21 protein-coding genes are annotated in these 23155 nt (G+C 73.0%); 16 read left to right on the forward strand and 5 right to left on the reverse strand.

Going from position 1 to position 23155, the window contains the following annotated elements:
- Window positions 1–3: 3 nt before the first annotated feature.
- Together ACZ4M8_RS25150 and ACZ4M8_RS25155 are read right to left on the reverse strand one after the other, a co-directional pair.
- Complete coding sequence (locus ACZ4M8_RS25150) at window positions 4–849, reverse strand: DUF4097 family beta strand repeat-containing protein (RefSeq protein WP_467610940.1); 846 nt, start codon at window positions 847–849, stop codon at window positions 4–6.
- Between the two features lie 285 nt (window positions 850–1134).
- Window positions 1135–1644, reverse strand: a complete 510-nt coding sequence (locus tag ACZ4M8_RS25155) for a toxin-antitoxin system HicB family antitoxin (protein ID WP_467610942.1) — start codon at window positions 1642–1644, stop codon at window positions 1135–1137.
- A gap of 402 nt (window positions 1645–2046) precedes the next feature.
- Here ACZ4M8_RS25155 and ACZ4M8_RS25160 point away from each other — a divergent pair, with 402 nt between their 5' ends.
- The 6 genes from ACZ4M8_RS25160 to ACZ4M8_RS25185 all read left to right on the forward strand — a co-directional run bounded on the left by ACZ4M8_RS25160 (window position 2047) and on the right by ACZ4M8_RS25185 (window position 9270).
- Window positions 2047–2964, forward strand: coding sequence for a TIGR03621 family F420-dependent LLM class oxidoreductase (locus tag ACZ4M8_RS25160; RefSeq protein ID WP_467610944.1), 918 nt, complete (start codon window positions 2047–2049; stop codon window positions 2962–2964).
- A 306-nt stretch (window positions 2965–3270) separates the two neighbouring features.
- A complete protein-coding gene (locus ACZ4M8_RS25165) occupies window positions 3271–3705 on the forward strand; it encodes a GNAT family N-acetyltransferase (protein WP_467610946.1) in 435 nt (144 codons plus the stop codon).
- Between the two features lie 227 nt (window positions 3706–3932).
- Window positions 3933–5216: an acyltransferase family protein gene (locus tag ACZ4M8_RS25170; protein WP_467610948.1), complete on the forward strand. Its 1284-nt coding sequence runs from the start codon at window positions 3933–3935 to the stop codon at window positions 5214–5216.
- A 295-nt stretch (window positions 5217–5511) separates the two neighbouring features.
- Window positions 5512–6855 carry a hemolysin family protein gene (locus tag ACZ4M8_RS25175; protein WP_467610950.1) on the forward strand — a complete coding sequence of 448 codons (1344 nt, stop codon included), beginning with the start codon at window positions 5512–5514 and terminating at the stop codon, window positions 6853–6855.
- Window positions 6852–7871: a hemolysin family protein gene (locus ACZ4M8_RS25180; RefSeq protein ID WP_467610952.1), complete on the forward strand. Its 1020-nt coding sequence runs from the start codon at window positions 6852–6854 to the stop codon at window positions 7869–7871. The genes ACZ4M8_RS25175 and ACZ4M8_RS25180 overlap by 4 nt, the downstream gene beginning before the upstream one ends.
- A 175-nt stretch (window positions 7872–8046) precedes the next feature.
- Complete coding sequence (locus ACZ4M8_RS25185) at window positions 8047–9270, forward strand: FAD-dependent oxidoreductase (RefSeq protein ID WP_467610954.1); 1224 nt, start codon at window positions 8047–8049, stop codon at window positions 9268–9270.
- 100 nt (window positions 9271–9370) lie between these two features.
- On the opposite strand, the gene ACZ4M8_RS25190 is transcribed toward ACZ4M8_RS25185, so the two are convergent.
- Window positions 9371–9994, reverse strand: a complete 624-nt coding sequence (locus ACZ4M8_RS25190; RefSeq protein ID WP_467610956.1) for a TetR/AcrR family transcriptional regulator — start codon at window positions 9992–9994, stop codon at window positions 9371–9373.
- Window positions 9995–10070: 76 nt separating this feature from the next.
- On the opposite strand from ACZ4M8_RS25190, the gene ACZ4M8_RS25195 reads away from it, so the two are divergent.
- Window positions 10071–10907, forward strand: a complete 837-nt coding sequence (locus ACZ4M8_RS25195) for an SGNH/GDSL hydrolase family protein (protein WP_467610958.1) — start codon at window positions 10071–10073, stop codon at window positions 10905–10907.
- Window positions 10908–11020: 113 nt separating this feature from the next.
- On the opposite strand, the gene ACZ4M8_RS25200 is transcribed toward ACZ4M8_RS25195, so the two are convergent.
- On the reverse strand, window positions 11021–11491 hold the full coding sequence (locus ACZ4M8_RS25200) for a MarR family winged helix-turn-helix transcriptional regulator (protein ID WP_467610960.1): 471 nt from the start codon (window positions 11489–11491) through the stop codon (window positions 11021–11023).
- A gap of 111 nt (window positions 11492–11602) precedes the next feature.
- On the opposite strand from ACZ4M8_RS25200, the gene ACZ4M8_RS25205 reads away from it, so the two are divergent.
- Window positions 11603–11932, forward strand: a complete 330-nt coding sequence (locus ACZ4M8_RS25205) for a rhodanese-like domain-containing protein (RefSeq protein ID WP_467610962.1) — start codon at window positions 11603–11605, stop codon at window positions 11930–11932.
- 29 nt (window positions 11933–11961) lie between these two features.
- On the forward strand, window positions 11962–12537 hold the full coding sequence (locus ACZ4M8_RS25210) for a YceI family protein (protein ID WP_467610964.1): 576 nt from the start codon (window positions 11962–11964) through the stop codon (window positions 12535–12537).
- 68 nt (window positions 12538–12605) lie between these two features.
- Here the strand turns inward: ACZ4M8_RS25210 and ACZ4M8_RS25215 are convergent, their stop codons facing one another.
- Complete coding sequence (locus ACZ4M8_RS25215; protein ID WP_467610966.1) at window positions 12606–13217, reverse strand: TetR/AcrR family transcriptional regulator; 612 nt, start codon at window positions 13215–13217, stop codon at window positions 12606–12608.
- A 427-nt stretch (window positions 13218–13644) separates the two neighbouring features.
- Here ACZ4M8_RS25215 and ACZ4M8_RS25220 point away from each other — a divergent pair, with 427 nt between their 5' ends.
- From ACZ4M8_RS25220 to ACZ4M8_RS25250, 7 genes are all read left to right on the forward strand, one after another.
- Window positions 13645–14838 (forward strand): pyridoxal phosphate-dependent aminotransferase, encoded by a 1194-nt coding sequence (locus tag ACZ4M8_RS25220; protein WP_467610968.1) that lies wholly within the window; start codon window positions 13645–13647, stop codon window positions 14836–14838.
- Window positions 14828–15346, forward strand: coding sequence for a DUF6190 family protein (locus tag ACZ4M8_RS25225; RefSeq protein WP_467610970.1), 519 nt, complete (start codon window positions 14828–14830; stop codon window positions 15344–15346). Before ACZ4M8_RS25220 ends, ACZ4M8_RS25225 begins: the two co-directional genes overlap by 11 nt.
- An 87-nt stretch (window positions 15347–15433) precedes the next feature.
- Window positions 15434–16282, forward strand: coding sequence for a dihydrodipicolinate synthase family protein (locus ACZ4M8_RS25230; RefSeq protein ID WP_467610972.1), 849 nt, complete (start codon window positions 15434–15436; stop codon window positions 16280–16282).
- Window positions 16279–17175 carry an iron-containing redox enzyme family protein gene (locus tag ACZ4M8_RS25235; protein WP_467610974.1) on the forward strand — a complete coding sequence of 299 codons (897 nt, stop codon included), beginning with the start codon at window positions 16279–16281 and terminating at the stop codon, window positions 17173–17175. Before ACZ4M8_RS25230 ends, ACZ4M8_RS25235 begins: the two co-directional genes overlap by 4 nt.
- Window positions 17172–18485: a methyltransferase domain-containing protein gene (locus ACZ4M8_RS25240; protein WP_467610976.1), complete on the forward strand. Its 1314-nt coding sequence runs from the start codon at window positions 17172–17174 to the stop codon at window positions 18483–18485. The genes ACZ4M8_RS25235 and ACZ4M8_RS25240 overlap by 4 nt, the downstream gene beginning before the upstream one ends.
- Before the next feature lie 44 nt (window positions 18486–18529).
- On the forward strand, window positions 18530–22393 hold the full coding sequence (locus ACZ4M8_RS25245; RefSeq protein ID WP_467610978.1) for a multicopper oxidase domain-containing protein: 3864 nt from the start codon (window positions 18530–18532) through the stop codon (window positions 22391–22393).
- The gene (locus ACZ4M8_RS25250; RefSeq protein ID WP_467610980.1) at window positions 22390–23112 is read left to right on the forward strand and encodes a DsbA family oxidoreductase; all 723 of its coding nucleotides are present in this window, start codon (window positions 22390–22392) and stop codon (window positions 23110–23112) included. Before ACZ4M8_RS25245 ends, ACZ4M8_RS25250 begins: the two co-directional genes overlap by 4 nt.
- Window positions 23113–23155 lie beyond the last annotated feature (43 nt).

The following is a 23155-nucleotide window of genomic DNA, read 5'->3' on the forward strand; positions in this document are numbered from 1 at the left end:
CGGTCAGGCGCGGGCGCGCAGGACGTCGATGTTGCCGTGGCGGGTGCGGGCGTGGACCTCGACGGTGTCCTCGGTCTTCCCCGGGGCCTCGGCGGCGGCGAGCGCGTTGCGTACCTGGCCGGAGCCGGAGGCGGCGTCGATCCAGGCGGCGGTGCCGGAGCGGATGCCGACCTCGATGGAGCCGGATGAGGTCTCCAGGCGCACGGTGCCGCGGGCGGCGTCGGCCAGCCGCAGCGCGCCGTGGGCGGTGGTGGCGGTGACCGAGTCCTCGGCGCGGGCGATGTCGATGTCGCCGTGGGCGCCGCTGACCCGCAGTTCGCCGGTGACGGTGCCGACGGTGGTGGCGCCGTGCGCGTTCTTCAGGACGGCGGGGCCGTCGAGGGTGGAGACGCGCAGGCTGCCGGAGCTGGTGCCGATCTCGGCCGCGCCCTCGACCCGGCCGACGGTGACCGAGCCGTGGGCCGCGGTCAGCCGGAGCGGGCCGGTCTCGTCGAGGCGGACATCGCCGGACGAGGTCTTCACCCGGACCTCACCGAGCCGCCCCTCGCCCAGCACCTGCGTCCAGGCGCCGGTCAGTTCGACGTCCGAGCCCGCGGGCAGTTCCACCGTCACATCGACGGTGCCGGTCCGCCCGAAGAGGGAGCGCGGCTTGGGCGTACGGACCGTCAGGACCCCGCCCGCGTATCCGACCTCGGTCTGCTCGGCCGCGCGCACGTCGCGCTCCCGCCCCGTCTCGCGGGGCCGTACCTCGACGGCGGTGTCCGGGCGGTCGCCCGCCAGGAAGCGGATCGAACCGGCGTCGACCTGGGCGGTGACGGTGATCGGTCCGGGGGTGTCGAAAGAAGGCATGGCGCTACCGTCCTCAAGAGTCGGTGGGCCGTCCCCGCAGGTGGGACGGGTGTGTGGTGGATTCCGGCGCGGGAGGCGCCGGGGCGGTACCGGTGGTGCGGGGCGGGCGTACCGGGCCGGTCGCCGGACTCCCGCCGGGCGGGGCGCCCTGGGGGCGTCTCGTCGGCCTTCAGGGGATCGGGCGCGGCGTCGGGTGACATGCGCCGTGGCGAAGTACCTGCCACGGGCGGGTGTCCGCGCGGTGCGGCGCCGGATGCCCGGCCCGGCGAAGGCCGACGAGGTGCCCTAGCGGACCCAGCCCGTGAAGCTCTGGCCGACGGCGTGGGCCCGTCGGGGGGCGGCGGTCGGCCGGGGGTCGCCGTCGACCGCGGCGGAGACCGCCCGTACCAGCCAGGCGTTGACCGACAGGCCCTCGCGGCCGGCGGCCTCCTCGGCGCGCGCCTTGAGGTGCGCCGGGAGCCGGAGGTTCACCCGGGCCGTGCCGCCCTCCTCCGCCTCGGCGGGCGGCGGCGCCGGGGCCGACCCGGGGGCGCTCTCCGGCACCTCGGCGGCCGGCGGCGGCGTCACCACGAACTCGGGGTCCAGCCCCCGCAGCCGCACATCGACCGAGCCGGGCGCCAGGTCGCGGGTGATCTCGTCCATCGCGGCGGAGAGCACCTGCAGCATGGCGAGCCGGGCCGCCGACTCCAGCGGAGCCGTCAGCCGCTCCGCCACCTCACGGGCGCCCTCCCCGCCTGCTTCGGCGGCCACCGCGAGATCACGGCGCAGGGTTTCGACATACGGGGTGAGATCCATGGCGTCATCATGGCACCATAGTGGCACCACACGCAAGCCCACATGGCGCCAGTGTCGCAGCGGGCTCTCCTTCACCCGTCATGACCTGCGGAAACGTACGGATTTCGAGTCGGTCAGTGGCGCAGCCGCGAGTTTCCGGAAGGCTACGGAGGCCCGGACCAGCGCCATCTGGCACCATGTGGCACCAGATGGCGCCACGAGGTGCCACGTGACGTCACCTTCCGCGCCGGAGGAGAGCGAGCCCCAGGCAGCGCCCCCGCCCGGACGTACCTCCCGTGATCCCCCATCGCGCCCGCTCGGCGCCCCGGCTGTCGGACCCATCTGGTTGCATGGGCCCGTTCGGCCATCACCGAACACGCCCACGGGCGCCGGGCTTCGGGCGCCCGCCACTCAGGGGGTCCCATGTCCCGACCGTTCCGCTTCGGACTCAACATCCTCTCCATCGACACCGGTACGACCTGGCGGCAGACCTGCCGCCGGGCCGAGGAGCTGGGCTACGACGCCCTGCTCGTCCCGGACCATCTCGGCCGTCCGGCACCGTTCCCGGCACTGGTCACCGCGGCGGAGGTGACCAGCCGGCCACGGGTCGGCACCTTCGTCCTCAACGCCGGTTTCACCAATCCCGCGCTGCTCGCCCGTGAGGTGGCGACGACCGACACGCTCACCGGCGGGCGGCTGGAGCTGGGGCTGGGCACCGGCTACGTCCGCGCCGAGCACGAGACTGCCGGGCTGCCCTGGGGCTCCCCCGGCGAGCGCGTCGACCATCTGACGCGCACCGTGGAGGAGTTGGACCGGCTGCTGGGCGACCCGGACTTCACCCCGCGTCCGGCCCAGCGGCCGGGCCCGCCCCTGCTGATCGGCGGCAACGGCCCGCGAATGCTGCGGCTGGCCGCCCGGCACGCGCAGACCGCCGCCTTCTCCGGCGTTCGGCAGGCCGCCGGACGCCCCGAGGGCACGCTGGAGTTGCTCTCCGCCGAGGAGGTCGCCGCGTCGGTGGCCCGCTACGCGACGTACGAGGAGGCCGCCGGGCGCACCGAGCCGGCGGAGCGGAACATCCTCATCCAGCGGGTGGTGGTGACCGGTGACCGCCGGGCCGCGGCGCGGGAGTTGGCGGCGGAGGGCGTGGGGCTCGACGCGGAGCAGCTGCTGGCCGCGCCGACGGTGCTGCTCGGCACGCCCGCCGAGATGGCGGAGCAACTCCGCGAGCGCCGCGAGCGCTTCGGGTTCTCGTACATCACCGTGCTGGATCCGGTCATGGAGGAGTTCGCGTCGGTGATGGAGGAGTTCGCGTCGGTGATGGAGGAGGTGCGGCGCGGCTGACGGCCGGGGCGCGGGCCCGGCGCGTGCGGGAGGGAGGAGCGGGCCGCCGCCCCGGTGGGCAGGGCCCGGCGCGCCCCGGCCCCCGGCGCGCGGAGCCGCGGGCGCGCGGAGCCCCTGGCGCGCCGGGGCCCCGGCCGACGTCACCGGCAGGGCTCGCGACCCCGCGCGGCACGGCATGCGGCCCGGTGGCGGGCGGCAGGGCCCCGCGGCTGCGCACGGTGCGGCCGCGGGGCCCTACGGGGGCGCCACCGCCCGCATCGTGGAAGGGGTTCGACGCCGCGCGGGGGCCGTTGATGGGATGGGAGCATGAGTGATCAGCCGCGCATCCGCCACGCCCGCCTCTCCGACATCGACGCCGTACTCGGCTTCTGGCGTACGGCGGCGGAGGGCACCAGCATCAGCGACGACCACGACGGCATGACCCGGCTGCTGACCCGCGACCCCGAATCCCTCCTGCTGGCCGAGCGGGACGGGGAGTTGGTGGGGACGGTCATCGCCGGGTTCGACGGATGGCGGTGCTCGGCCTACCGGTTGGCGGTCCATCCCGGGCATCGCCGGCAGGGTGTGGCCACCGCGCTCATGGAGGCGGCGCAGGCGCGGTTCCGCGCGCTGGGCGGCCGCCGGATCGACGCGATGGTCCTGGAGGCCAACGAACCGGCGCACCACACCTGGGCCGCGGCGGGCTACCACCGTGAGGACCACTGGCGACGCTGGGTGAAGCCGCTGCCCGCCGAGGGCTGAGCCGCCTTGTCGCGCCCACAGGTCCCCGAGGGCTTCCCGCCGGATGATCCGGGCTGCCCGGAACGTCCGTAGGATTCACCCTTCTCCCTCCGAATCACCTTTCCCATGGGCAAGTTGACCTCCCCCGGCCCTCAACACCCACCCATATACATCGTGCGTATACACGCGTTATATAGTCGGCCACCCGTCACACCCGGCGGGGCGCTCGATTCGTCTGGAGGACCACCGTGCTCAGGGGCACTTCGCTACTTCCCGCCCGGAAGGGGCGCGCGCCCGCGGCGAACCGGACGGACGGCGCCCCCCTGCCCCCGCCCGGCGGACCGCGCCTGGCCGCCATCGACGGACTGCGGCTGCTGGCCGCCGCAGCGGTGGCCGCGTACCACTTCCTGGGGACGACCACCCCGCACTTCTGGGGCGCTCACAACCTGCGGGAGAGCGTTCCGGTGCTGCACGAGCTGAGCCGGTACGGCTGGCTGGGCGTGGAGTTCTTCTTCCTGATCAGCGGGTTCGTGATCTGCATGAGCTGCTGGGGCCGCACGCCCGCGCAGTTCGTCGTCTCCCGCGTCTCCCGGCTGTTCCCCACGTACTGGTGCGCGGTGCTGCTCGTCGTCGCGCTGGTGCTGACCGCGCGGGTCGCGCATCTGGACGCGGCGACACCGATCGACCTCCGGACGGTGCTGGGGAATCTGACGATGGCTCCGGGCCCGATGGGACTGACGCTCATCGACGGCGTCGCCTGGACGCTGTGGGTGGAGGCGCGGTTCTACCTGCTGATGGCGCTGATGCTCTTCATCGGGATCACCTACCGCCGCATGATCGCCTTCTGCGGTGCCTGGCTGACCCTGGCGCTGCTCGCCCGCGAACTCCACTCCGAGACGCTCGACGCGCTGGTGCTGAGCCAGTACGCGGGGCTGTTCGTCACCGGGATCGCGCTGTACCTGATGTACCGCTTCGGACAGAACCTCGTCCTGTGGCTGCTGGCCGGTTTCGCCTGGTGCTACGAGCTGACGGTGCTGCACGCGCGGGTCGCCGGGCACACCGTGAAGCCCGCCGCGGGCGGCGCGCTCTCCTGGGGCGCGTGCGCCGCGCTGCTCACCTTCTTCCTCGTCGTCCTGGCGCTCGCGGCGTTCGGCCCGCTGGCCCGGATACGGTGGCGCGCCCTCGTCACGGCGGGCGCGCTCACCTACCCGTTCTACCTGGTGCACCAGAGCATCGGCGTACCGGTGGCGAAGGGGCTGCTCCAGCTGGCGCCCGGACTGGGCCTCCTGCCGTCGGTGGCGGCGGGCCTCGCCTTCGCCCTGCTGCTCTCCTACGCGCTCTACCGCCTCGTCGACCGCCCCGGAGGACGCCTGCTGCGGCGCCACCTCGTCCGCGGGATGAACGCGACCGATCGCCCGGCCCCTGCCGCCCCGGAGAACGGCCCGCGGCGCGACCGGGAGGACGGCGCCGCGCCGCACCGGGCGGCGGGCGGCGCGGAGCCGGCTGCGCAGCCGGTGACCAGCGGCGTCTGACACGGGCACGACCGGCGCGGGAAGACGCAGGAGCATGACGAGGGGCCGTCTCCCCGGAGGCGGCCCCTTCCGCACACCCAGCAGCATCACACCGCGCTCACCGTCCCGCCTTTTGCCCATCCTTTACCATGGTGGGGTCTCTTCCCCCGTACGCGGCGCGCCCGGCGCTCCGTACGACTCCCCTGCGAAAGGTGTGTGAGCGTCCAGCCATGGGCGAGCCTCCCAGTTGCCGAGCCCGCTTTCGACAGAGCGCGAACCTCCGGATCCTGTTCGATCATGGGACGGAGGTGACCCGATGACCGAGCTGCTCCTCCTGGCCCTGGCGCTCCTGCTGACGCTGGCCTGCGGCGTCTTCGTCGCGGCCGAGTTCTCGTTGACCACCGTCGAGCGCAGCGATCTCGAACGCGCCGTGGAGCGCGGCGAGCGCGGCGCGGGCAGTGCGCTCAAGGCGGTCCGCCGTCTGACCTTCCAGCTCTCCGGCGCTCAGCTGGGCATCACCGTGACCGGTCTGGTCATCGGCATGCTCTCCAAACCGGCGCTGGCCACCTTGCTCGCCGGACCGCTCGACGCGCTCGGGCTGTCGCACGGCGCCGCCGAGTCCGTCGCGCTGATCCTCGGCACGGCACTCTCCACCGTCGTCCTGATGGTCGTCGGCGAGCTGGTGCCCAAGAACTGGGCGATCTCCAGCCCGCTGCCCGTCGCGAAGCGGGTCGCCGGGGTGCAGCGGGCGTTCAGCGCCGCGTTCTCCCCGCTCATCGCCCATCTCAACACCACCGCCAACCACGCCGTGCGCCGGATGGGGCTGGAGCCCGCCGAGGAGCTGGCCTCCGCCCGGGGGCCGCAGGAGCTGGTGGCGCTGGCCCGGCACTCCGCCGAGGAGGGCGCGCTGGAGCCGGACACCGCCGAGCTGTTCGTCCGCACCCTCAACCTCCCGGCCCTCACCGCCGAGAACGTCATGACGCCCCGTGTCCAGGTCACCGCCCTCGACGTCCTGGCCAACGCCGAGGACGTCGCCAACGCGACGCGGGCGACCGGACTGTCCCGCTTCCCCGTCTACCGCGGCAGCCTGGACAGCGTCGTCGGCGTCGCGCACATCAAGGACGTCCTGGCCGTACCGGACGGGCTGCGCGCCCGCCGCCCGGTCGCCGGGATGCTCCGCGAACCGCTGCTGGTCCCGGCCACCCTCCCGGTCGACCAGCTCCTCGACCGGCTCTCCGGCAAGCGCACCATGGCCGTGGTCATCGACGAGTACGGCGGTACCGCGGGCGTCGTCACGCTGGAGGACATCGTCGAGGAGGTGGTCGGCGAGGTCCGCGACGAGCACGACCCGATGGAGACCCCCGACCTCGCGCCCGCGGGCAGCGACGCCGAGGGCCACGCCCTCTACCACGCCGACGGCGCCGCCCGCACCGACCAGCTCGCCCGCATCGGACTGCGGCTGCCCGAGGGCCCGTACGAGACGCTGGCCGGGGTGATCGCCGCGGGTCTGGGCCGTATCCCGGCCGAGGGCGACACGCTGGAGGTGGCGGGCTGGACGATGGACGTGCTCGACGCGTCCGGTCGCCGCGCCGCGCGGGTGCTGCTGCGCGCGCCCCTCCCGGAACCACCCGGTGACCGGGGGCAGGAGGCCGCCCGATGACCGCACTGCAGATCTTCGTCGGGCTGCTCACCCTCGTCGTCAACGCGTTCTTCGTCGGCGCCGAGTTCTCACTGATCTCGGTGCGCCGCAGCCAGATCGAACCCCACGCCGAGCAGGGCGACCGCCGGGCGCACCGGGTGCTGTGGGGGCTCCGGCACGTCTCGGCGCTGCTGGCCACCGCGCAGCTGGGCATCACGCTGTGCACGCTGGTGCTGGGCGCGGTCGCCGAACCGGCCATCGCCCATCTGCTGGAGCCGGTCTTCCACGCCGTGTCCGTACCGGACGCGCTGGTCCACCCGGTCTCGTTCGTGATCGCGCTGGCGCTGGCGACCTATCTGCACATGCTCTTCGGCGAGATGGTGCCGAAGAACGTGGCGCTGGCCGAGCCGGTGCGCACCGCGCTGCTGCTGGGCCCGCCGCTGGTGGCGCTGACCCGGGCGCTGCGCCCGGTGATCTTCGCGATCAACAAGCTGGCCAACGGTGCGCTCCGGCTGCTGCGGGTGGAGGCCAAGGACGAGGTCGAGGCGACGTTCTCGGACGATCAGCTGGCCCGGATGGTCGACGACTCGCGGGCGGCGGGACTGCTGGACGACCGCGCCAAGGAGCGGCTGCGGGACGCCCTGGAGCTGGGCCGGCGGCCGGTGCGCGATGTGGTGCTGCCGGTGGAGAAGGTCGTCTCGGCGGGTCTGGGGATCACCCCGGAGGGCCTGGAGCGGCTGGCCGCGGCGTCCGGCTTCTCGCGCTTCCCGGTCGTCGACGACACCCATCGGATCGTGGGATATCTGCACGTCAAGGACGCTTTGGACGCGATGCCGCGGGAGGTGCCGTTCCCGGTGTCGGCGATGCGGCCGATCGCGCGGGTACGGGCGGCGACGCCGCTGGACGACGTGCTGACCGCGATGCGCGGCTCCCGGACGCACCTGGCCGCGGTGATCGGCGAGGGCGGCACGCTGGCCGGGCTGGTGACCATGGAGGACGTCCTGCGCGAGCTGGTGCTCCAGCAGCCGGCGGCCTGAGCCCGCCTTTGCCGGACCGCCTCTCCGTACGGCCCGTACGGCACCCCCGGTTCCCCGCGGCTGACCGATCGGTTAGTTTACTGACCGATCGGTCAGACAGCGTGCGCCGCACGCGCCGGCCGGTCGCGCCGCCGTGGGCGTACGGCGGCGGCCGGACACCTGGGGGAACGAAGAAATGGCACGCACCACCTGCTGCGTCGTGGGCGGCGGACCCGCCGGAATGATGCTCGGCCTGCTCCTGGCACGGGCGGGGCTGCACGTCACCGTCCTGGAGAAGCACGGCGACTTCCTGCGCGACTTCCGCGGCGACACCGTCCACCCCTCGACCCTGCGCCTCCTCGACGAACTCGGGCTCGGCGCGGAGTTCGCCGCGATCCCGTTCCCCCGGCTGACCGAGATGCGGACCCGGATCGGGGACACCACCGTCGTCATGGCCGACATGCGGCACCTGCCCGGACGGCACCCGTACATCGCGATGGTGCCGCAGTGGGACTTCCTCGCCCTGCTCGCCCGCGCCGCGTCCGCCGAGCCCTCCTTCGAACTGCGGATGCGCACCGAGGTCACCGGGCTGCTGACCGAGGGCGGCCGGGTGCGGGGCGTGCGCCTGCGCGACGCGGACGGCCGGGCCGGCACCCTCACCGCGGACCTCACCGTCGCCTGCGACGGCCGCGGCTCGGTCGTGGCGGCCGCCGCCGGACTGCGCCAGGAGCAGTTCGACGTACCGATGGACGTCTGGCAGGTACGGGTCGACGCCCCGGCCGACTCCCTGAAGTCCGGCCGGGTCTTCGCCCGCTTCGGCGGCGGGCAGGCGGCCGTCACCATGGACCGCGGCGCCTACTTCCAGACCTCGTACCTGATCGCCAAGGGCCGTGACGCGGAGCTGCGCCGCCACGACATCCAGTGGCTGCGCGACCGGCTCGGCGCCCTCTTCGGCTGGGACGCGCGGGTGACCGCCGCCATCGGCTCCTGGGACGACGTCAAACTCCTCGACGTGACCTTCGGACGGCTGCGCCGCTGGTACCGGCCGGGGCTGCTCTGCATCGGGGACGCGGCGCACACCATGTCGCCGGTGGGCGGCGTCGGCGTCAACATCGCGCTCCAGGACGCCGTCGCCGCCGCCCGGATCCTCGCCGGTCCGCTGCGCGCGGGCACCGTCTCCGTCCGCGATCTGGCGCGCGTCCAGCGCCGCCGCCGGCTGCCGCTGACCGTCGCGCAGAAGGCACAGCACACCGAACACGGGCTGATCGCCGCCGCCCTCGGCGACACCCTCGACCCGCGCCGCCTGCCGCCGATGCTGCGGCTGCTGCGCCGGGTGCCGCCGCTGCGGACGGTCACCGGCTACCTGGGCGCGATCGGCATCCGCCCGGAACACGCCCCGCCGTTCGCCCGGCGGGACTGAGCCGGTCCGGGGCGCGGGCGGTACGGGGGTCCGGCCGCGCCCCGGACCCGCAGGCCGCAGGGGACCAGGACCGGGCGGGCCGGGCGGACCGCCCGCGCGCTCAGTCCCGCGGCTCGATCGCGTACCGCGTGAACGCCTCCAGTTCGGCGGTGGCCGCGTCCAGATCCAGTTCGGGGTGGGCCAGCCAGTGCGCGATGACGCCGTCGATGGCACCGCCGATGGCGAGCGCGACGGTCTTGGTGTCGCAACGGCGCACCCGCCCGGCGTCCTGACCCGCGGCGAGCAGCGCGGCCAGGAACTGCCAGCGGCCGTGGGTGTCGTGCGAGCCGGGGGTCTTCAGCCGGGTGCCGCCCGCGTCGTCGAGCAGCATCTCGGTGATCACCCGGACCTGGCTGCGGTGCGCCCGCTGGTAGCCGATCATCGCCCGGACGTAGGCGAGCACCGCTTCCCCGGGGTCGCTCTCCTTCGCCACCTGCGCGGTGACATAGGCGGCGAACGCCTCCAGCACCTGCGTGAGCGTGGCGCGGGTGAGGTTGTCCTTGGAGGAGAAGTGGTAGAGGACCGCCGCCTTGGACAGGCCCGCGCGCTCGGCGATGGCGGCGAGCGAGGTCGCCGGGTAGCCGCGGCCGGCGATCAGCTCGATGGTGCAGTCGATCAGCTGCTGCCTGCGGGCGCTCTCCGTGAAGGTCGGTGTGGCGCCGTCCGCACCGCGGCGAGGCGTCATCGCGGACCCACCCCTGTTCGTTCGTCGTGTACCGGCCGGAAGCCGACCGTACACCGCGGGATAGGATCGCCGCGCCATGGAGATGAATGCCCGCTACACCAGTTTTGTCGCGGTCGGCGACAGCTTCACCGAGGGAATGTCGGACGGCCTGCCGGACGGCTCCTACCGCGGCTGGGCCGATCTGCTCGCGGCCCGCCTCGCCGCCCGCACCCCCGGCTTCCGCTACGCCAACCTCGCCGTGCGCGGCAAGCTCATCGCGCAGATCGCCGACGACCAGGCCGGGCCCGCGGCCGCGATGGGCGCCGATCTGGTGACGCTGGTCGGCGGGCTCAACGACGTCCTGCGGCCCAAGTGCGACGTGGCGCAGGTCTGCGAACGGTTCTCCGCCGCGGCGGCGGTGCTCGCCCGCGGCGGCGGACAGCTGGTGCTGATGCGCAGCCCCGGCCGCCAGGGCCCGGTCCTGGAGCGCTTCCGGCCGCGGATGGAGCAGCTGTACGCGCACATCGACGCGGTCGCCGCCCGGCACGGCGCGCTCGTCGTCGACCTGTACGCCTCCCGGGCGCTGGCCGATCCGCGGATGTGGGCCGACGACCGGCTGCACCTCAACGCCGAGGGCCACCGGCGGGTGGCGGAGGCCGTCTGGCAGGCGCTGGGGCTCGGCGCGGAGAGCGACTGGGACGCCCCGCTGCCGCCCGCGGTGGCACCGGGCTGGCGCACGCGCCGCTCCTCGGACCTGCGGTTCGCCCGCGAGCATCTGGTGCCGTGGATCGGCCGCCGGCTGACCGGCCGCTCCTCCGGCGACAACCGGGCGGGCGCCCAGTTCAACGCCGAGTTGGGCAGAGCCTTCTGGGTCACCCCCGCGGACCACACCAGCCCCGGCCCCGTGACCGACTGGCGCCGGCTGGACCCCTGACCCGGAGCCCCGGCCCGACGGCCGCGCACCGTACGCCCCCGGGCCCTCGCCCGCCCGGCGCCCGTGGCCACCGGACCGGCGCCGCACCGCGAACCGTCCGGAGATCCCGGGCCTCAGGCCCCGTGGATCTCCGGGCCGCCTCCCCGGGCGACCTTGAGCAGCGCCCCGGTGATCACCGCTGCCTCCTCGTCCGTCAGATGGGCGGAGAAGTGGCGGCGGATGCTGCGCAGGTAGACCGGCGCGGTCTCCTTCAGCGCCGCTGCGCCCTCCTCGGTGATGGCCGCCCAGGAGACCCGTTTGTCGGCGGGGTCGGGCTGCTTGGTCACCAGGCCGACCCGTTGCATCTCGTCGACCAGCCGGCTCACCCGGGTACGGCTGAGCACGACCCGGTTGGCGACCTCCTGCATCCGCAGGCCGCGCTCCCCCGCGCCCTTGAGCTCCAGCAGCACGTCGTACCACGTGAGCGGGATCCGCCCGTCCCGCTGCACATCGGTCTCGATGGCGCGCACGGCCGCGTTGTGCGCCAGCAGCAGGGCACGCCAGGCGTCCAGTCGGTGTTTTCCCTGGTTCTTCGCGTCGCTCACCGGCTCAGTATATCCAGCGTTGCGTGCGCGCGCACGCACCTGTTAAGGTGCGTGCGTACGCACAGATCGATGAACGGCATCCGATCGTCATCCAACGGAGGTGTGACGCACATGGTCCGGAAGATCACGCGCGACGAGGTACAGAAGAAGATCGACGCGGGGACCGCCACGGTGGTCGAGACACTGCCCGCGGAGTACTACACCAAGGCCCACCTGCCCGGCGCCCTCAACCTGCCGCACGACGCGGTGGACGCGCTGGCCCCGGGTCTGCTGCCCGACAAGCAGGCCGAGGTCATCGTGTACTGCGCCAACCTGCCCTGCCCCAACTCGCAGATCGCCGCCGAGCGCCTGGCCGAGCTGGGTTACACCAACGTCCACGAGTACGAGGCGGGCAAGGACGACTGGATCGCGGCCGGGCTGCCGACCGAGACCGGCGCCTGACCCTCCGACATCACGGGGAAGGACTCATCATGACCAGTGGAACCACTCCGACCCGCACACTCGGCGGGGTCGAGCTGCCGGCCGCCGGAGTCTGGAAGGTCGACCCCGGCCACGCCGAAGTCGGCTTCGTGGGGCGGCACTTCATGCTCACCAAGGTGCGCGGCCGCTTCACCGCGGTGGACGCGGCCGTGGAGGTCGGCGAGCGGCCCGAGGACAGCAAGGTCACCGCGGTGATCGACATGGCGAGCGTCGACAGCGGCGACCAGGCCCGCGACGACCACCTCCGCTCGAAGGACTTCTTCGATGTGGACAACCACCCGAAGGCCACCTTCAGTTCGACGTCGGTGACGTGGAACGGCACCAGCGGCACGTTGACCGGCGAGCTGACCATCAAGGGCGTCACCCGCCCGGTCACCCTCGCCGTCGACTACCTCGGCTACGCCCGCGACCCGTGGGACAACGACCGCACGGCCTTCTCGGCCCACGGCAAGGTCAACCGCGAGGACTGGGGCCTGACCTGGAACATGGCGCTGGAAACCGGCGGCATCCTGGTCTCCAAGGAGATCGAGCTGGCGCTGGAGCTGGAAGCGGTCCGGGAGGTCTGACCGGTCCGAGGGGGAAAGCGCGGGCCCGGGGCATGGCCACACGCCCCGGGCCCGCGCGCGCCTCGGCGTCAGCCGCCCACCATGCGGCGCACCAGCCTGCCGACCGCCTCCCGGGTCCGCCCGTGCGCGAACCCCCGCTCCTCCAGGGCGTGCTGGAGGTCGGCGTCGAGCGGTGCCAGCAGCAGGTGCGCGGTGCACTCCGCGTCCAGCTCGGGCTGCGCCTCGGCCAGCAGGATCGCCAGATGGCGCTGCCAGAAACCGTACGAGCCGACCCGGTAGCGGGCGCCCGGCGCCGCGGTCTCGGAGAGCCGGACCAGTTCGAGGTTCACCTCCAGCACCCGGAGATAGGCGTCGAAGAAGGCCACGATCCGTTCGGCGGGCGCCGCACCCGGGCCGAGCGGGGGCGGGCCGAAGAGGATGCGCTCCTGGAGCTCCCGGTCCTGGTCGTCCAGGAGAGCGGCGGCCAGCCCCGCCTTGTTGCCGAACCGGCGGAAGAGCGTTCCCTTGCCCACCCGGGCCTGCGCCGCGATGGTGTCCAGAGAGACGCCGTCCACCCCGTGTTCGGCGAAGAGCTGGGCCGCGGCGGCGAGGATCCGGCGGCGGTTGTGGGCGGCGTCCGCGCGTTCCCGGGGCGGGCGGACGGCGAAATCGGCCAGTTCGCCCACTGGCTGTTTATGCACGTGAAGCCTCCACTCACCACGGTCACCGGCGGAAAGGGCCGGTCGTGTGGACAGGGTCCAGGGAGCCTACCCACTCCCCGTAGGCCGGAAATCGATTGTCGTCCGCGGCTGGATATGACTAGAGTCACCAATCGGACCACAGTCCGTTTACGGGGGGAATCGTGACTGGATTGACCGAGCGCGCCTGTTTCGCGCCACCGGCGGCTCCATGCCGCCCCGGCCCGTCGTCCGGGCCGAGCGACGTTCGCCACACCGGCTGACGACACACGCCGGCACATCCCGCGCACCGCGCCATGCCACCAGCCGGCCCATGCCGGCGCCTGCGCCGCGGCCGCGCCGATGACCTCCCACGTCCGACGGGGCGTTGACGCGTACCTACGCGCCGCGCTGCCCGCGCCCATGAGCACCGTGTGTGACTGGAGGAACCATGAACCCGCACAGCACCACGCGTACCACCGCCGAACCCGGTCAGGAACTACTCGACCTGACACAGCACGAGATCCAGGCACTGCGCACCAAGTTCAACCTCGCCGACGCCCACACCCACCAGCGGCAGTCCGCGAGCCAGCACCGCATCGTCTCCCGGCTGCCCGAGCTCTGGTACGAGGCCGAGGAAGGTCTGCAGGCCACCTACGAGCAGAAGTTCCTCCAGGCGTTCTTCCGGCTGCACCGCCAGCCCACCGCCCTGGCCAGGAACAAGACGCTGCTCTCCTACGCCGCGTCGATCTCCACCATGGTCGTGGGGATGTACCTCAAGCGGCAGCGGATGGCCGTCACCCTCGTCGAGCCCTGCTTCGACAACCTCTACGACGTCCTCGCCAACATGGACGTCCCGCTCTACCCCATCGACGAGTCCGCGCTGCACGACCCGGACCGCATCTACGCCGAGCTCAAACGCCGGGTCCGCACCGACGCGCTCTTCCTCGTCGACCCCAACAACCCGACCGGCCACACCCTGCTCCAGCACGGCCGCCGGGGCTTCGAGGAGGTGGTCCGCTTCTGCAAGGACCACAACAAGCTGCTGGTCATCGACTTCTGCTTCGCGTCCTTCACCCTCTTCGACTCCGAGCCGGCGCGGTTCGACATCTACGAACTGCTGGAGTCCTCGGGCGTGTCGTACCTGGCCATCGAGGACACCGGCAAGACCTGGCCCGTCCAGGACGCCAAGGCGGCGATGGTCACCGCCAGCGACGACATCCGCGAGGACGTGTACAACCTCCACACCAGCGTCCTGCTCAACGTCTCACCGTTCGTCCTGAACATGCTCACCCAGTACGTCGAGGACTCCACCGCCGACCGGCTCGCCTCGGTCCGTGAGGTGCTCACCGTCAACCGTGACGCGGTGCGCAAGGCGCTGGACGGTTCGATCCTCGAATACCAGGAACCCCTCGCCAAGGTCAGCGTCGCCTGGGCCCGGATCAACCATCCGGAGCTGACCGCCACCGAACTGCAGCGGCTGCTGAGCGCCGAGGGGGTGTACGTCCTGCCGGGCCGGTACTTCTACTGGAGTCAGCCGGGCAAGGGCGAGTCCCATGTGCGGCTGGCGCTGGCCCGGGAGCCGGAACTCTTCGCGGACGCCATGGTGCGGATGCGGGAGGTGCTGGACCGTCATGCCCGCTGACACGGCGCCGGACGCGTACGCGGACGCCGCGCTGTTCCTCGGGATGAACAGCGCCGACGACCGGCTCCGGCGCGCCTGCAAGGCGTTCTTCGCCGACCGGCTGCACGGCCGGGTGGTGATGAGCCAGGAACAGGTCGGCCGCTGCGACGACACCATCTGGCGGTTCGACCGCGCACTCCAGGACGCGTACTACCCGTTCATGGACAACCTGCACACCGTCATGGACATCGCCCGCCCGCCGTACGACGAGGACGATGTGCGCCGCGGGCTCGACGGCGAGCCGCCCCGCACGCTGCCCGTGCACGAGCGGCTGCTGCTGGGCATGGTCCTCAACCGGCACGGACGGCTGTACTCGGCCAGCGCCCGGCTGCTGGAGCACGGCGCCCGCGGCGGACTCCCCGTCGCGGCCCCGGCTCCGGTCAGCGGGCCCGAGCCGGTCTTCCCCGAGCCGCTGGAGAAGCTGTACCAGCAGTCGCTGGCCCTGCGGATACCGGTGGACACGCCGTGACCGACGCGCCGGTGCCCACCGGAGATCCGTACCCGAGCCCGTGCTGACGCCCGCGCCGGCGTCCGCACCGAAGGAGGCGAGCACAGCATGTTCCCAGGGGTGACCGTCGCGCTGGTGACGCCGCTCTCGGATGCCGGGGAGGTGTCCGGGAAGGCCGTGGCGCGCCTGGTCGCCTCCGTCCGGCCGTACGCCGGCGCGCTGCTGCCGGCCCTGAGCACCGGCGAGGGCGGCGCGCTGACGGACGCGCAATGGGAGGTGATGGTGTCCGCCACCGTCCGGCACGCCGGCGGGCTGCCGGTGGTGGCGGGCGCCCTGCGGCCCACCACGGACGAGGTCGCCGACCGGGCGCGGGCCGCCGAGCGGCTGGGCGCCCGCGCCGTGGCGGCGACCACCCCGTACGGGCCGGGCGTCACCCAGGAGGAGATGTTCCGGCACTACGAACGGCTGGCGCGGGCCACCCGGCTGCCGCTGGTCGTCTACCACGAGTCCGCGGTGTCCGGGAACGCCCTCGACCTCACCACCCTGCTGCGGATCTGCGCCCTGCCCGGTGTGGCAGGTGTCAAGGACTCGGCGGGCAGCGGCCGGTTCACCCGGGAACTGGTCGCCGCCCGTCCCGGGGTGCCGGTCCTCCAGGGGCTGGAACATCTGCTGCTGGAGTCCGGGCCCGTCGACGGGTTCGTCCTGGCCCTGGCCAACGTCGAACCCGCCCTGTGCGCGGCCCTGTTCACCGACCCATCGGCGGACCGGGCCGCCGAACTCACCGCTGCCTGCGCACGGTTCGGGCTGGAGCGCGACGACTGGTACCGCGCGCTCAAGTCCGAGCTGTGCCGGCGCGGCGTACTGGAGACCGACCGCACGGTCGCTCCCGGTGCGGCCGGCACCGACCGGACCACCGCCACCGGGAGCACCGTCGAGAGCGGAGAGAGCCTGTCATGAGCAGTACGACACCCAGCCGGACAGCATTACCGACACGGACGCGAGCACGGACACGGGCGTCCTCCGCGGCTCCGGGGCCGGGCAGCGTCCACCGGCGGCTGTTCGTCCTCAACCGTTCGCGCGCCACCTCCGAGGTCCTCGCGGAGATCGAGGAGCTGGAGAGGGGGTGGATAGAGCCGCGGATCGCCCAGCTCACCGACGCCGCGGAACCGGTCGCCTCCCGCACCGAGTGGACGGAGCGGCTGGACGCCCTGCTCGCCGAGGAGCGGGCCGGAAGCCCGGCCGCGGAGTACCTCGCCGAGCACGCCACCCGCGACCAATTCGCTTACGTGGTGAGGGAGTTCGCGCTCGACGGACTGACCGAGGCACAGAACTTCTTCCCCTCGGTACCGCGGCTGCCCATCAGGGCGCAGATGGCCGTGATGCGGGTGCTGATCGACGAGTTCGGCTGCGGCAACCTCCAGCAGGCGCACTCCCAGCTCTACCGCAACCTCCTCGCCGAACTGGGCCTGCCGCAGGAGACCGAGCACTTCCTCGACACCACCGGCGACGAGACCTTCCAGTTCCTCAACGTCTTCTACTGGCTCACCCAGCGCGCCCCGGACGTCGAGTACTTCCTCGGCGCGCTGGCCTATCTGGAGGCCAGCATCCCCGACTCCTTCCGGACCCAGGCCCGCGCCTGCGCCCGCCTCGGCATCGCCAACGACCGCTACTACACCGAGCACCTGCACATCGACACCTTCCACCGGGAGGAGACGCAGCAGGCCATCAAGGAGTACGGAGCGGTGCACGGCCTCGACCCCACCAAGGTGTGGACCGGCGCCCGGCTGCTCTCCGGTCTGATCGGGGACGCCTTCGACGCGGCGGTGCGGCGGGCGCGGGAGGCGGCATGACGGACACGGTGCTCGAAGAGCTGCCGGGCGACCGGGTGCGGGTGCGGGTCGCCGGCCGGGAGTTCGTCATCGACGGTGCCTGCCCGCACCGCAAGGGCCGCCTCGTGCACGGCTACGTCAACCCGCGCACCCTGCGGATCGTCTGCCCGCTGCACCGCAGCGGTTTCGACCTGGCCACCGGCTGCCCGGTGAGCGGTCCCGGCACCGACGCGCTCACCGTGCACCGGGCCGGTGTCCTCGGGCAGGACTACGAGCCGGAGCAGATCTGGCTCCCGGCGTCGGAGCAACTGCTGGAGTGGGACGACGGGTTCCACGACCTGATGCTGGGCGACCGGCTGCGGATGGCGGCCTTCCGGGCCGCGGTCATGGAGGCCGTACGCCCCGGGGACACCGTCCTCGACCTGGGCACCGGCACCGGCATCCTGGCCCGCTGGGCGCTGGACGCAGGAGCCGCCCGGGTCTACGGCATCGACCTCAACGCGTCGGTCCTCGACACGGCCGTGGCAGGGCTGACCGCCGCCGGATACGGCGACCGCTTCCACCCCCTGCGCGGGCTCTCCTTCGATCTGGAGCTGCCCGAGCGGGTGGATGTGGTGATCTCCGAGATCATGGGCAACCTCGCCGACAACGAGAACTTCGCCGCGATCCTCGCCGACGCCCGGCGCCGCTTCCTCAAGCCCGGCGGCACCATGCTGCCGCGCCGGGTGGAGAGCCATCTCGTCCCGGTGGCCGCCGAGCGGGCCCACGCCCAGCTGGCCCGCGGCGTGCCCGAGGACGCGGGCAGCGCCGCCGCGTTCGCCGCGCTGCTGCGCCGGCGCGGGGCCCGCAGCCCGTTCGACCTCTACTACGACGCGGTCCTCCCGGTGGACGGGTACCTCGCCGCGCCCCGGCCGGCCAGGACGTACGACCTCCAGGCGGACGGGGCCGCGGACGCCGCCTACCGGCTGCCGCTGGTCTACCCGGTCCGCCGCGACGGGGTGTTCACCGGTTTCAAGGGCTACTTCACCGCGACCCTGTCGGACACCGTCGCCCTGGACATCTCCGGGGACGACACCGGCGGCCCGGACCGGGCCCGGACCACCTCCGACAGCTGGAAGCACTGCTATCTGCCGGTCGCCGAGGCGGTGCCCGTGCGGCGCGGCGACCGGATCGTGCTGACCTTCGGCCGGGACGCCGGAGCGGACCGCTCCTTCGGCCAGCACTACTTCTGGGAGGGGCGGGTGGTCTCCGGCACCACCACCGTCGCCCGCTTCGCGCACAGCACCCGCCCGTACGGCACGGGCGAGGCGGGTACGCCCGGACACTCCTGACACCGGCGCACCACCGTTCCATCGGCACCACGGGGGAGAGACACATGAGCACCGCATTCACACCAGGGGAGCAGACCCGCGACGGGCGCCCCATCAGGACGTACGACGTGGTCGCGCTCCACGTCCCCATCGCCTACAACGAGTACGGCGACCACGACCGCGACGGCGCGCTCTACACGCTCGTCCACGACGCCCACGAGCTGCGTGAGGTGGCGGCCACCTGGCCCGAGCCGTTCCCCAGCTATCTGGAGGAGCCCGAGCTGGTGCCGCGTCCGCATCCGCTCGCCCGGCCGCTGGTGCTGCGCGTGCGCAGGGGCGAGCGGCTGCGGGTGCGGCTCAACAACGAGCTGTCCCGACCGGTCGGGATCACCCTGCAGGGCGTGCGCTACGACGCCCGCACCATGGACGGCGCGGCGGTCGGCGCCAATCCGGACAGCAGTGTGGCGCCCGGCGAGGCCCGGGTGTACGAGTGGGTGTGCGAGCACGAAGGCGTCTTCCACTTCGGTGACATGTCCGACGTGCGGGGCGAGGGGACGCAGAGCCACGGGCTGGTCGGCGCGCTGGTCGTCGAGGCGCCGGAGGCGACCTGGACCGATCCGGAGACCGGCAGTCCGCTGGCGGCCGGGCTCTACGCCGACGTCCACCTTCCCGAGCGCAGCTTCCGCGAGTTCGTGGTCTTCATGATGGAGTACCCGAGCAACGCCAACCCCGCTTCCCCGCCGCCGATGGCGGGGATGCCGGGGCACGGCGGCGGGCACGGTCACGACGGCATGGCTGACACGGGTGACACGGGTGACACGGACGACGCCTCCGCCCCGGCGTCCGACGTGACGCGGATGCTGCGCGTGCTCCCCGACGGCGGCGCGCCGGCGGCGACCGCACCGGCCGAGTTGCCCGCCTCGCCCGGGAATCCCGCGCCCGCCGAGCGGCCCGAGGAGTCCGACAGCCTCTCCGACCTCACCCCGCCCAACGTCGCGATGCTCCCGGTCAACCTCCGTATCGAGCCGATGGAATGGCGGATGTACCGCCACCACAAGATGATGAAGGAGGGGGTGCTCGACCCGGAGCGGGACGCCGCCTACGGCGAGGAGATGCACCACAGCTCGTGGATGTTCGGCGATCCCGCCACCCCGGTCCTGCGGGGCTACGCGGGCGACCCGGCCGTCATCCGGCTGGTGCACGGCGGGATGCGGGACACCCACGTCTTCCACACCCACCTCCACCAGTGGCGGCTCGATCCCGCCGACGAGCGCTCCCCCATCGTGGACTCGGTCAGCATCAGCCCGCAGGAGGCCATGACCCTGGAGCTGCTCGGCGGACTCGGCTCCCGGCAGCACGCGGTCGGCGACTCCCTGTGGCACTGCCACATGTACGTCCACTTCCACATGGGCATGTGGGGCATGTTCCGGATCTTCGACACCCTCCAGAACGGCACCGGGCGCTTCCCGGACGGCACCCGCATCCAGCCGCTGGTCCCGCTGCCGCACCGCGACGCGCCGCCGCTGCCCACGGCGGGACGACCCGGTTTTCCCGGCTTCCTCGCCCAGTCGGCGACGTACCCGCAGAAGAACCCGCGGCCGCCGCGGACCCCGCTCCAGCCGCCGGGCATGGGGCGCGAGCCCACCACGCTGGAGACGCTGGCGTACTGCGCGGATCCGCAGCCCGGCGAGGCGTTCACCAAGATCGGCCCGCCGGACGCGCCGGTGCGCCGCTACCACCTCGTGGTCACCAACGGCACGCTCTTCTACCACGGCGACCCGAGGAAACCGCACGCCGAGACGTGGCACGACCACAACGCGATGTTCTACGTCCTCGCCGAGGAGGTGGAGGAAGCCGGCGGGCTCGACGCCTTCAAGGCACAACTCGCCAGTGGCGAGCGGCGGTTGGAGCCATTGGTGATCCGGGCCAACAAGGGCGAGGTGCTGGAGATGACCCTCACCAACGCCCTGCCGTCCGGCCCGCAGAAGGAGTCCGCGTTCGATCCGCCACTGCCCTTCCAGCCCGAACTCGGCCTCCACACCCACCTGGTGAAGTACGACCCGCTGGTCTCCGACGGCTCCGCCATCGGCTGGAACTACCTCTCCGCGACCACCACCGCCGACCAGGGCCGTGAGGCGTACGAGCAGTACAACTCGTGGACGTACCGCTGGTACCTCGACGAGGAGTTCGGCGCGGTCTTCTTCCACGACCATCTGGCCGCCAACTACCGGCAGCGGCACGGCCTGTTCGGCGCGCTGATGGCCGAGCCGGAGGGGGCCACCTGGGTCTCCCCCGCCGACCACACCACCGAGCTGCGCCGCGGCAGCCAGGCCGTCGTCAAGCTGCCCAACGGCCATGCCTACCGCGAGATGGTGCTGGCCCTGGGCGACTTCGTCCCGCTGGAGCGGCACACCGGCCGTGCGCACGGCGAGCCCGTCAACCCGCCGCCGTCCCCCGGCGCCACCGACGACCAGGGCGGTATGGGCGTCAATTACCGCTGCGAACCGCTCGGGAACCGGCACGGCGACCCGGCCCACTGGTTCGCCAGCGGTGTCCACGGCGACCCCGGCACCCCGCTGCTGCGCGCCTACCCGGGCGAGGACCTCCGGCTCCACGTCCTGCAGGGCTCGCACGACCTCCAGCACAGCTTCACCCTCAGCGGCGCCCGCTGGCGCGAATGGCCCCGCCGGCCCGAGACCGCCTGGCGCAACCAGCAGACCCTCGGGATCTCCCAGGTCGCCCAGCTCGCCCTGGCCCCCACCCTCGGCGCCGGCGACCATCTCTGGTCGTTCACCTCCGGCAGCGAACTGTGGCTCGGTTGCTGGGGACTGCTGCGGATGCACGGCCGCAGCCAACCGGACCTGCCGCCGCTGGCCGGCGCGTACCCCCGCCCCGCCCCGCCCGGCCCCGGCCCCACCCGCCGCTACACGGTCCGCGCCCGCTCCCGCACCCTCGACTACAACGACCGGCGCACCGACCCGTACGGCCTGGTCTTCACGGTGGACGGCGAGGACGGCGAGGGGCCACTGGTGCTGCGCGCCCGCGCCGGCGAACGGATCGAGGTCACGCTGATCAACGAACTGGCCGGACCGCCGCCGGCCAGCCCCCTCGACCCCAAGCTGATGGCCGAGGACGACCCCGGCGCCCGCACCGTCTCGGGCCGGGTCTCCCTGCACCCCACCCTCCTGTCGTACGACGTGCGCACCGACGACGGCGCCCATGTCGGCCACAACGAGGACAGCACCGTCAAACCCGGTGGCTCCCGCACCTACCACTGGTACGCCGACGAGCCGGGTGTGTCCCTGCTCCGCTCGCACGCCGATGTCGTCTCCCACCTGCACCGCGGTCTGGTCGGCGCGCTGGTCGTCGAGGCGGCGGACGCCACCCCCTACGACCCGGCCACCGGGCGGGAGCGGTGGAGCGGTGAACAAGCCGTGATCCGCCGCCCGGACGCCGAAACGGTGCGGGAACTGGTCCTCATCACCCAGGACGGTCTGCGGCTCTACCACGGCGGTGACCTCACCCAGCCGGTCACCGACCTCTTCTCCGACAGTCCCGACGACGCCGGTCAGAAGGCGTACAACTACCGCACCGCCGCACTGCACCCGCTGGCCCCGCACCTGTCCGACCCCGAACCGCCGACGCCGCTGCTGCGGTGCCGTCCCGGTGATCAGGTGGCCATCCACCTCGCCGTCGGCGCCGCGCGGATGCGCAACCAGGGTTTCACCGTGCACGGCCAGATCTGGGACGCTTCCGAGACCGGCCGCGGCGCCTTCGTCTCCACGATCGGCGCCCTGGCCTCCGCCAGCACCCGTACCGTCCGATTCCGCGCCAACCACCCCGGCGACTACGCCTACCGCACCGGCAATCTGCACTGGGGCGTCAGCGAGGGCTGGTGGGGCCTGATCCGAGTCCAGGAGACACCATGACCGACAAGGACGTATCTGCCGAGGACCCCCGGCTGCCGGCCACCCCGGACACCCTCGCGGTCTTCACCGACCTGAACTGCTCCTTCGCCCATGTGGCCGTCCACCGGCTGCACGAAACCCGTAAGCGGCTGGGTCTGGAGGGGAGGCTGTGGTTCGACTTCCGGGCCTTCCCGCTGGAGCTGTTCAACCGCGAGGTCAACGCCCGGCCCGGCGTCGACTCCGAGATCTCGGTGCTCGGCGCCATCGAGCCCGAGGCGGGCTGGCGCCTCTGGCAGGGCCCGGACTGGACCTACCCCGTCACCACCCTCCCGGCGCTGGAGGCCGTCCACGCGGCCAAGGCGCAGGGCTGGCACGCCAGCGAGCAGCTCGACCGGGCGCTGCGCCGGGCCTTCTGGGCGCAGGGGCGCTGCATCTCGCTCCGGCACGTCATCCTCGACGTCGCGGCGGAGACCGGCGCGGTGGACGTCACCGCGCTGGCCGGTGCGCTCGACACCGGGTCGGCCCGCACCGCCGTGATGGACCAGTACCGGGCGGCCGGTGACGGACGCGTCAACTGCAGCCCGCACCTCTTCCTGCACGACGGCACCAACAGCGCCAACCCCGGCGTCCAGGCCCACTGGGTCAACGGTGACTTCGGCGTGGGCGCCCCGGTGATCGACAAGGACCGCGGCCCGGAGGTCTACGAGGAACTTCTCACCCACGCCGCCGGCCTGATCTGAGATCCCGGGCGGCCGGGTGAGCGGCCGGGTGGCGGCCGACCAC

Source organism: Streptomyces sp. NPDC027185, assembly GCF_055567035.1.